We start from the raw sequence: 10,181 nt of genomic DNA, 5'->3' as shown, positions 1-10,181 counted from the left end.
GGGCGCGGCAGTGCGCGTGAGGGTGGTATCCTGCAAAAGCGTTCCTTTCTTAATGCGGAAGGTTTCGCAGTCGCTCACCGTTCCGTTGAGCGCAATTTTATCGAGCAGGTGATGCCCCGTGTTTTTATCGTGGTCGTAGCGAAGCACATTCTTAATCAGAATAAGCAGTTGGTCTTTAATGTCGGTGTTCTTGTGCCGCTTGTCGGCATACTGCGCGTAAAGCGTATCGCTCTGGCTGCGGAAGTTATGCCAGTCAGTGCTTTCCTGCCCCGTCCAGCCCCAGTTCTGGTAGCGGTTATTGGCAAGTTGGTAGTTATCGGTGTTCACCATATAAGCGGCAAACTCCGAGGGTTTGTTGGGGATGCGTGTGTTAGCCATGATTGAAAATTGGTTTTAGTTATGGTTGTATTTGGTTAGAAAAGCAATGAACCGGGCAGCCCTGCGGCTTGGAAATTCAGCCACATGGCTGAATAATTTTTCCGTATGGCTGAGTGGCTGAGCCGCGTGGATGAGTGGTTTTTCCATACGGCTGAATGGCTGAGCCGTATGGATGAATGGCTCAGCCATGCGGATAAATGCCTTCCGGTTAAGAGAACCGCGTTTTTTGAATAATTTTGCTGCCCTGCGGAGTGCCTCAGCCAATGCACGAAGCAGAGCCGCAATGCCCCGAAGGCGGGGATGAACATATAATAATAGGACTTACGCAAAACGGTGTCATTCCGAGCGAAGCGAGGAATCTCCTTTGTGCCAAACATACGAGATTTCTCCCTATGGTCGAAATGACAATACTCACTAAACTTCTGCGTAAGTCCTAAAACTACTTGCCAAAACTTATTAACAAAGCGCGCATTCGGGAAAAAAGGTTAAAGAAATAATCTCACGGAAACTTCACGCCATTGCATTCGGGGCAGTTCACCCAGGGAATTGTTGAATTATATTTATCGTTTATAGCGCGGATAAATTCATTTGCAAGGAGCGCATATCCTTTCTGATTGGGGCAATAGCCATCGAGCGAAAAAAATCCTCCGCTCACAAACTGCGCGTTGTAATCCACGCCATCCCATTTTATTCCCGACTGAACTTTTTTGAAATACGCATTCATATCCACCATCGCAAGATTATATTGCTGGGCTTTGGCGGCAATCACCACATTGTAATCAGAAATCAGTTTGTTGATGTAAGGAATTTCCGTTGTATCGAGAACATAACGGTCAGGAAGTTCTGAAGTGGCAACGCCCATGCCGATACATTTTATAGAATCGAGCGGCACCGTTAACAAAATATATTCTCCATCAATCATGTGGCGGTATCCCGCAGGAGGAGTGGTTGAATTCGCATCGGCAATCATGAAACCGTTTTTTCCCAACTTGAAAAAATTTGAAACGCCAATGGCAGTGTTGAGCGAATCTGCCTGATGCTGCGTTAAGTCAAGCCCATTCCAGGGAACAGTGGTGTAAAAAGGACAGGAAGTGAAATCGGGAATGTTTGCTATAACTCCTTTCGTATTCAACTTTGAAAGAATGGAATCAAGATATAAACTGAACGTGGAAGAAGGAAGAATTGTTTTTCCATACGCTCCGCTGCTCACATAATCATAAATATCTTCCATGCCCGCCCACAAAGCAAAGAAGGTTGGTTTCTGCGCCATTGCATCACTGAGCATGGTTGAAGTTCCCGGGTTGTTTGCAAAGCGCGCATAATACGGATTTGCATTTCCGGAAATTCCAAGCCCGGAATTATTGTAGTCAGAAATCTTTGCATAAGGCACGCTCATGTTTTGAAAAACATAATCGCTTGTGTGCTGCAAATAACTTCCGGCAGAAGAAACAGGAAATGAATTTACAATCGGCATTAAACTTGTCACGCCTTTGCAATCGGCAGCATAATTCAAATGCGCAGCTTTGAAATAGGTGTTCTCCCATGTTTTGCTGTTCAATCCCAATCCTGAATTATCCGGCATGAATGGTTGAGCGAAGTTTGCCGAACCTCCTGCGAGATGCATAAACTTTGCAAGAAGATACGGGAGAGAATATTGCTGCCCGTCTTTGTAGAGCGCCCAATCCTGATAGCCCGCCATAAAGTTTCCGCCCAGCGCAACAAACTTTGTAAAGTCAGCATCGCCTGATGAGGGCTTTGGCGCTTTTAAGTTTGGCTTGCAGGACACTTCGGCTACGCTCAGTGCGACAAGTAAGAAGTAAGAAGTAAGAAGCCCGCCTGCCGTCAATATGTTTAACAATAGATGGCGGGCAGGTAAGAAGAAAAAACCTTTTCTCATTTATTTTATTTCGTCACTTCTCGACTCCGCTCGAAGTGACAAATGCTTATTATTCAAAAATCAGTTTCGCTGTCAATAGTTCTCCCGCATCTGATTTCAATCGTATAAAATAAATTCCCGGAGGAATTTTATTCCGTTCAAGCAGGTAATTCTTTCCACTAAATTCAAACTGCCTTACTTTTCTTCCGGTCACATCATGAATTTCTGCCGAGAACTTTTTTCCTTTCACATCTTTCAGCATAAGCATTGCCGCTTCCACCGCAGGATTTGGCACGATAGAAATTTTTTCTTCGTTCAAAAGCATTTCATTAATTCCGGCATCGAGCGGGCACGGGTCGCTTGTATAAAAGGAAGTAACAGTATCAATTCCGTCAGTGGGATTGCAGGTTTGCTGGTTTACAAACATGGCTGAAGCGGCTGCGCATCCGAGTTGGTGGTAAAGAAAATTACTGGTAAGAACTGCGGTAGTATCCATATTGCAATAGCCATTCACATGCACCGTATCCATAGGCGAAGAATGTCCCTGCGTGTAATAGGTGTGCATGGGATTTTCCAATCCAATGTTTTTGCAGCGGCTGGTCATGGTGCCGCCACCGCTCACCACCATGATGGGAAAGCCACCCACGTAAATCATGGCGGTGCAGTAAGGAACGGTGTTATCGTTATTGCCCTGGCAAGTTATCATGGGCTCATCGCCTGTGTGCATCCAATTGGTATCTGCAATGGCACCGGCATAGTTTATAATTGCATTTACTCTTGAGCAATAATATGGGTTTCCGCTGCTGCCTTCCAAGTTGCCAAGTTTGGTGGTGTCAATTCCGGATGGAATTTCAGAGGGCTGGTCAAGATAAGCATAATGCACAGTCATAAATCCTCCGGCAGACATTCCTGCAATGAAAACATAATTCGGGTCAATCTTGTAGGTGTTCGTTGTGTTGGCATCTTTGCGGAAGAAACGCACAGCCGCTTTCATATCCTGCACTGCACGCCAAACGGCTTTCTGCCCATTATCTTGATTGATGGGAAAGCCCATGCCGAGGCGGTAATTAATGGAGCAAGTAACGTAACCGCGCTTTGCAAAGCGCTGGCAAAAATCCACGCAGTAAGAATCGGCTTTATCCCCGCCTACAAAACTTCCTCCGTGCGCAAACACAATTACCGGGCGCATGGAAGCAGTATCGCCTGCGGGTTCATAGATATCCATTTTCAGCGTTACGGTATTTCCGTTCAGGTCAACATTTGAGCCGAACACCACGTTGCTCGTAACCGTTGTGCTGCTGAACACCACAGTGTCGTAGCGCGGAGTGCCGCAATAAGTTTGAGCGTGAGAAAGTGAGAAAGTGAGAAAGTAGGAAAGCGGGAAAAGAAGTAAAAGTTTTTTCATGTGTGGAAGTTTTAGATGTTGAGCATTACAAAAGTAACAAAATATTTTTCTAAAATAAATATTCAATGGCAAATCCCGGAGCAACGGCTCTTGCTTTATACGTTCCGCTGAACTGGGTTTCAATATTGGTGTCGGTGCGTTTCATTCCTTCTATATATAAAAAAGAAACATCAAAATTAAAATGCGCATTCGCTTTCCACGATAAACCTGCCGTAACGCCAAGGCGGTTTGCATCGGGAGTTTCAGGAGTGAGGTAGCCGCTCTGAACAGGAGTTTTATCAAAGTAAATTCCTCCGCGCAGAAAAATATTTCCGTTCATCTTATACTGCACGCCTCCGCGAATAATGAATGTGTTTTTATACATGCGCGGTGAGTGAACATCTTTCAGCAGCGTGGTGTTGTTTGTAAAATCAAAAGCAAGTGTATCGTATACATGCCATGCAATATAATTTATATCGAGAGCGGTTTTTAATTTTTCATTTACAATATATCCGAAACCGATTGTGGTAGTGGAAGGAAGAGTCAAAGTCGTATTGAATGTTGTAGGGGGAAAAGAATCGGCAAGGGCGGAAGCAACGGTGAAGTTGGCATCGCCATTTTTCATTTTTATTTTCACGGAAGAGCGGTAATCTAATCCAACAGAAAATTTAGCAGTGGGTTTAAAATAAATTCCTCCGTTAAATCCCCAGCTGTTTGCCGAGCCATGAAGCGTTGCGGTGCCGTATGTTCCTGTTGAATCCTGAACAGGAATTCCCTGCTGCAAACTAAAATCTCCTTCCACATAAGCAACACCGAAACCAATTCCGAGTTTATCATTTATTTTATAGGAAGCGGTGGGCTGAATAAAAATTGCTTTCAAGTCAATTTCGCGCAGCAGAAATTGCCCTTTCCAATCTTTGGGCCACTCCTCGTGACTGCCGAACGGAGTATAAACTGCCAAACCCAATGTCAACTTGCTGCTGTTTTTTATTTTTCCCGCTGCATAAATTGAAAAGGGAGTGCCTGTATGATGAACCATTTCTGCCGTGTAAATTCCGGGATACGCTTCCAGATATTCTGTTCGTGGAATAATAAAACTCGCGCCAATCTGAACCAAACGAACTGAATCAAGAAAAGCAGTGGAGCCGGGATTAAAAAACAAGGAAGCACCATCGAGAAGCAATCCGGTTCCGGTATGTCCCATTCCCATTTGCTTTTGTCCCTGAAGGTTTACCTGGAATCCTCCGGCATGGGAAATTAAAAATGAAAAATTAAAAATTAAAAAAAGTGTATACCGTTTTTTCATCTACATTCTTTGTTTACTGTTTGTTCGAAAAGCTGCATTAACTCTTTCGTGTTCTTTCCGGCTTTTCCGTTGCCGATTTTTAATTTATCAATTTGCACCACCGGAGTAATGCCGCGCGTGGTGCCGGTGATGAAACTTTCGGTGCACGAATTTAATTCTTCTTTCAACACCTCGCGGACTTCCACTTTAAATTTTTTACTTGCAATCTCCAACACAACTTTTCGGGTAATGCCGTGAAGAATTTCATCCTGCGAAGTTATAAGTGTGTTTCCATGAAACAGAAAAAAATTATTGCGAGTTGTTTCCAGAATTTTTCCATCGGAAACATAGAGCGTGTCTTGCGCTTTTTGTTTTCTCCTTTCATCTGCCAGGCGGATTGCAGTGAGGTAGTTGGTGGTTTTTACTCTTGCCAGTTCCCTGTGATGTTCGTGAAGCATTAATTTAATTCCTTTTTCCGGCCACCATTCAGGATAAGTTGGCAAGTCCTCAACCAGAATAAATAAATTAGGTTTGGCTGCCGGCAAATAGGAATCGAGCGAGTAGCCGCCTGTGAGCAGCAAGCGTATTCCGAAATCTTTTGCCCCTGCCCCGAAGGGAGAAGAATTTTTTTTCAGAAGAGTAGTAATAACAGAAATTATTTTCCCTTTTGAAAGAGGAAGTTTCAATTTCATTCCCCGTGCAGAATTTTCAAAACGGTTCAGGTAATCATTCACACGAAAAGGAACTCCGTAATAAGTTCTCATGTAATCAAACGCTCCATAGCCGCGCAGCATCACCAAATCGGTAATGCCAACCTTGATTGCATTCTTGCGAAGGATTTTTCCGTTTGCGTAGCAGAAGTAATTCATAAATCAACGAAAAGCGAAATTGTACGAAAGTACGAAATGGCTTTACTTGTTTTGCTTACTTTTGTATGAATTTATTTTTCTTTCGTATTTTTCGTACAATTTCGTTTTTCGAAGATTATGAACTTTAGTTCAAAACATATTGAAGAAGCCATCAACGAGTTTGCAAAACTTCCGGGCGTGGGAAGAAAAACCGCTACGCGCTATGTGCTGCATGTTCTCAGGCAGGAAACAAAAGAAGTGGAAGCATTTGTAAATTCAATAGTCAATTTGCGAAACGAGTTGAAGTATTGTTCTGTTTGTCATAATATTTCCGACAAAGAAGTTTGCAGCATCTGCTCCAATCATAATCGTGATAAAACTATTGTCTGCGTGGTGGAAGATATCCGCGATGTGATGGCGATTGAAAGCACGCAACAATATAAAGGAATGTATCACGTTCTCGGTGGAATTATTTCTCCGCTCGATGGAATTGGTCCGAATGATTTGAACATTGAATCGCTGGTGAAAAGAATTTCTTCAGGAGAAAATGGAAATTCAATAAAAGAAATTATTATGGCGCTCAGCACAACCATGGAAGGAGACACAACAAATTTCTATATCTACAAGCGGCTGAAAGATTTTAATCTCACCATGACAACCATTGCGCGCGGAATTTCCATAGGCGATGAACTGGAATACACGGATGAAATTACGCTCGGGCGTTCTATTACGAACCGCGTTCCTTACGAAAACGTCCTGCCGATTAAATGAAATTATCTGTAATTATTGTCAACTACAATGTCGAGCCTTTTCTCGAACAATGTTTGCATTCCGTTCGCAAAGCGATAAAAAATATTCCTGCAGAAATTTTTGTAGTGGATAACACTTCAGTGGATGGTTCTGTGTCAATGGTAAAGGGAAAATTTCCCGAAGTAAAATTAATTTCCAATGAGAGGAATGTCGGATTTGCAAAAGCAAACAACCAGGCAATCAGGCAGGCGAAAGGAGAATATATTTTACTTCTGAATCCGGATACAGTTGTGCAGGAAGATACATTTGAGAAGACCATTAAATTCATGGATGAAAATAAAAATGCAGGCGCCCTTGGCGTGATGATGCTGGATGGAAAAGGAAATTTTCTTCCAGAATCGAAACGCGGACTGCCCACTCCATCGGTTGCGTTCTATAAAATTTTCGGGCTGGCAAAACTTTTTCCCAAATCAAAAACATTCGGCAAGTATCATCTCGGCTTTCTCGACAAAAATAAAATTCACGAAGCGGATGTGCTCGCGGGCGCATTCATGCTCATCCGAAAATCTGTTCTCGATAAAACCGGTTTGCTTGACGAAACTTTTTTTATGTATGGCGAAGATATTGATTTGTCCTATAGAATTACACAGGCAGGATTTAAAAATTATTATTTTCCGGAGACAAGAATCATTCATTATAAAGGCGAGAGTACGAAAAAAAGTTCGGTGAATTATGTTTTGGTTTTCTATAATGCAATGGCGATTTTCGCAAAGAAACATTTTGCAAAGAGCCGTGCAAAAACTTTTTCACTACTGATTTATTTTGCCATTGCTCTCCGCGCAGACATATCGCTTGCAAAAAGATTTCTCACACAAATTTTTGTTCCGCTTCTTGATGCTTCCTGTCTTTTTGCAGGATTATATTTCATAAAAGATTACTATGAACACAATGTAAAAAACATTTCTTATCCTGAAAATCTCGTTCTCCTTGCGTTTGGCATTTATGTTTTCATCTGGATCTTTTCTGTTTTTCTCAGCGGTGGTTATGATAAACCCATTCGTCTTCAAAAAATTGTCCGTGGAATTTTTTGGGGAAGTGCTATCATTCTCATTGCCTATGCCCTGCTTCCTGAACAATACCGTTTCTCGCGCGCGTTAATTCTCATCGGAACCGGATGGGCAACCATTTCAATGCTCGCCACGCGAATGTTGTTTCATCTTTTTGGAATAAAAAATTTTTCTCTTGATGGAAGTTCTTCCGGACGCATTGCTATTATTGGAAGCGAAGAAGAATACAAAAGAGTTTTCGGACTGCTGAAAGAATCAAATATCAAAACAGGATTTGTCGGCTTTGTAAACATTGACGGAGAACACAACTCTGAAAATTATATAGGAAAATTTTCTCAACTCAACGAAATAATCAGCATCTATAAAATTGATGAAATAATTTTCTGCTCGAAAAATATTTCTTCTGAAAAAATTATTGACGCAATGTCATCACTTGGAAATTCAAACGTGGAATTTAAAATTGCTCCGCAAGAAAGTTTATCCATCATCGGAAGCAATTCCATTGACACAGCAGGAGATTTATACACCATTGATGTAAATTCAGTAAACAAACCCTCCAATCAGCGCAAGAAAAGAATCATAGATATTTTATTTTCAATTTTGTTTATTCCTCTTCTTCCTGTTTTAATTTTCATTGTAAGATATCCGCTGAATTTTATTCTAAATATTTTCAAAGTGTTATTTGGGTTCAACACCTGGGTTGGCTACGAATTCACGCCTGATTTTTCTGAAAAAAGAAAAGGAATTATTTTTCCTTCGGAAGCAATGGATATAAAAAACAGCATTCCTGAAATTTCAGAGCGGCTTAATAAAATTTACGAGAAGGATTATAATTCAATGAATGAAGTGAAAATTATTTTGAAAGGATTGAGAAAACTGGGCGCATAAAATTTATATTCTCAGTAGTTCCTTTGCATTCTTCATTGAAGTTTCAGTTGGCTTGCCCGCACTCAGCATCTTTGCAATTTCGTTTATTCGTTCTTCCTTGCTTAGATTTTTTATTTGCGTAAAAGTTTTTCCCGCTCTTTCCTGCTTGAAAACTGTGAAGTGAGAATTTCCCTTGCTTGCAATTTGCGGAAGATGGGTAATGGCAATCACCTGCATTGTTTTTGACATCTCAAAAATTAATTTTCCAACTTGTTCTGCTATTCCTCCGCTCACTCCGGAATCAATTTCATCAAAAATAATTGCAGGCAAAGAAGTGTTTTTTGCAATCAGTGATTTGATGGAAAGCATCAGCCGCGAAAGTTCTCCTCCTGAAGCCACTTTGGAAATTTGTTTGAGTTCAATTCCTTTGTTGGCTGAAAAAAGAAATCTGATTTTATCTATTCCGTGTTCTGTCAGCATTTCGAGAAGCAAATGTTCCGCTCTGAACTGCGCATTGGGCATGGCAAGCGAAGCAAGCAGCGCATTTACTTCTTTTTCTAATTTGGGAAGAGATTTTTTTCTGTCAGATGAAATTTTCTTTGCAAGAGCAAAAAGTTTTTCCCTAACTATTTCGGCTTCCTTTTGCAGTTTATTAATTTCAATTTCAAGTGAAGAATTTTCTTTCAGTTTCTGCTTCACATTTGTTTTTACATCGAGCAATTCTTCTACCGAATTTACCCGGTGTTTTTTCTGCAAGCGGTAAATTTCATCGAGGCGGTTGGTTAATTCTTCTGCGCGATTCGGGTTGAAAGAAATTTTCTGCGAAAGATTTTCTATTTCAGTTGCAATATCCTTCAACTCCACATAAGAACTGCTGATGCGCAAGAGCAATTCATTGTAAGCAGAATTTAATTTCGATATGGATGATAACTGCGATTTATTTTCATTCAGCGCAGATAAAATAGTTGATTCACCTCCGTTCAGCGCATCATAAATTTTTTCAAGAACAGATTTTATTTCTTCCGCATTCTCAAGTAATTTCAATTCTTGTTCGGATTTCTCCTGCTCGCCCGGCTGCAAATTCAATTTTTCAAATTCATCGTACTGAAATTTCCAATAGTCGGCATCTAACTTCGATTGCTTTTCCTTCTCCGTTAGTTCAGCAAGTTTTTTTTCAACCTCTTTATATTTTTTGAATTCTATTTTATATTTTTGAATGGCGTCATTTATGCCGGCAAAAGCATCAACAACCGATAACTGATATTCGGATTCGTTCAATGTAAGCGTTTCGTGCTGCGAATGAATGTCAATCAAACAAACCGATAATTCTTTTAATTGCGAGAGGGTAACCGGTGTGTCATTAATAAAGGCGCGTGATTTTCCATCGGGAGAAATTTCTCTTCTCACAACCGTGTGCTCTGAATAATCCAATTCATGTTGTTTGAAAAAATTTTCAAGAGAAGAATTTTTTATATCAAACATTCCTTCTACAATGCATTTTTTTGTTTTATCCTGAAGCGTGCCTGAATCTGCACGGCTGCCGGCAATCAATGACAGCGCGCCAAGTAAAATAGATTTTCCTGCACCCGTTTCTCCGGTAATGATGGACAGCCCTTCTGGAAAATCAATTTCAATTTTTTCAATCAGTGCATAATTTTGTATGGAAAGATGGCGAAGCATGTTAAGTCAAAAGTAGAAATAAAATTTATTTCTTTTCATTCCATTA

The 10,181-nt window shown here is 40.9% G+C and carries 9 protein-coding genes; 2 read left to right on the top strand and 7 right to left on the bottom strand.

The window, feature by feature from the left end; all coding sequences use genetic code 11:
• From HY063_15400 to HY063_15375, 6 genes are all read right to left on the bottom strand, one after another.
• Window positions 1–378, bottom strand: a 378-nt coding sequence (locus HY063_15400) for a hypothetical protein (GenBank protein ID MBI3503172.1), incomplete at its 3' end; no start/stop codon positions are given.
• Window positions 379–413: 35 nt separating this feature from the next.
• Window positions 414–755 (bottom strand): hypothetical protein, encoded by a 342-nt coding sequence (locus HY063_15395; protein ID MBI3503171.1) that lies wholly within the window; start codon window positions 753–755, stop codon window positions 414–416.
• Between the two features lie 122 nt (window positions 756–877).
• Window positions 878–2,275 carry a hypothetical protein gene (locus HY063_15390; protein ID MBI3503170.1) on the bottom strand — a complete coding sequence of 466 codons (1,398 nt, stop codon included), beginning with the start codon at window positions 2,273–2,275 and terminating at the stop codon, window positions 878–880.
• A gap of 49 nt (window positions 2,276–2,324) precedes the next feature.
• Window positions 2,325–3,659 carry a carboxylesterase family protein gene (locus HY063_15385; GenBank protein MBI3503169.1) on the bottom strand — a complete coding sequence of 445 codons (1,335 nt, stop codon included), beginning with the start codon at window positions 3,657–3,659 and terminating at the stop codon, window positions 2,325–2,327.
• A gap of 49 nt (window positions 3,660–3,708) precedes the next feature.
• Window positions 3,709–4,944, bottom strand: coding sequence for an outer membrane protein transport protein (locus HY063_15380; protein ID MBI3503168.1), 1,236 nt, complete (start codon window positions 4,942–4,944; stop codon window positions 3,709–3,711).
• Window positions 4,941–5,792, bottom strand: coding sequence for an aminotransferase class IV family protein (locus HY063_15375; GenBank protein MBI3503167.1), 852 nt, complete (start codon window positions 5,790–5,792; stop codon window positions 4,941–4,943). The genes HY063_15380 and HY063_15375 overlap by 4 nt, the downstream gene beginning before the upstream one ends.
• A 117-nt stretch (window positions 5,793–5,909) precedes the next feature.
• Here HY063_15375 and recR point away from each other — a divergent pair, with 117 nt between their 5' ends.
• Both recR and HY063_15365 read left to right on the top strand, forming a co-directional pair.
• Window positions 5,910–6,542 (top strand): recombination protein RecR, encoded by a 633-nt coding sequence (recR, locus tag HY063_15370; GenBank protein ID MBI3503166.1) that lies wholly within the window; start codon window positions 5,910–5,912, stop codon window positions 6,540–6,542.
• A complete protein-coding gene (locus HY063_15365) occupies window positions 6,539–8,476 on the top strand; it encodes a glycosyltransferase (GenBank protein ID MBI3503165.1) in 1,938 nt (645 codons plus the stop codon). The genes recR and HY063_15365 overlap by 4 nt, the downstream gene beginning before the upstream one ends.
• 3 nt (window positions 8,477–8,479) lie before the next feature.
• Here the strand turns inward: HY063_15365 and recN are convergent, their stop codons facing one another.
• Complete coding sequence (gene recN / locus HY063_15360; protein MBI3503164.1) at window positions 8,480–10,135, bottom strand: DNA repair protein RecN; 1,656 nt, start codon at window positions 10,133–10,135, stop codon at window positions 8,480–8,482.
• Window positions 10,136–10,181 lie beyond the last annotated feature (46 nt).

Source organism: Bacteroidota bacterium (assembly GCA_016195025.1).
In the GTDB taxonomy this organism is placed as follows: domain Bacteria; phylum Bacteroidota; class Bacteroidia; order Palsa-948; family Palsa-948; genus Palsa-948.
Note: the sequence above shows the minus strand (reverse complement) of the source record. Positions and strands in the feature narration are given on the sequence as shown.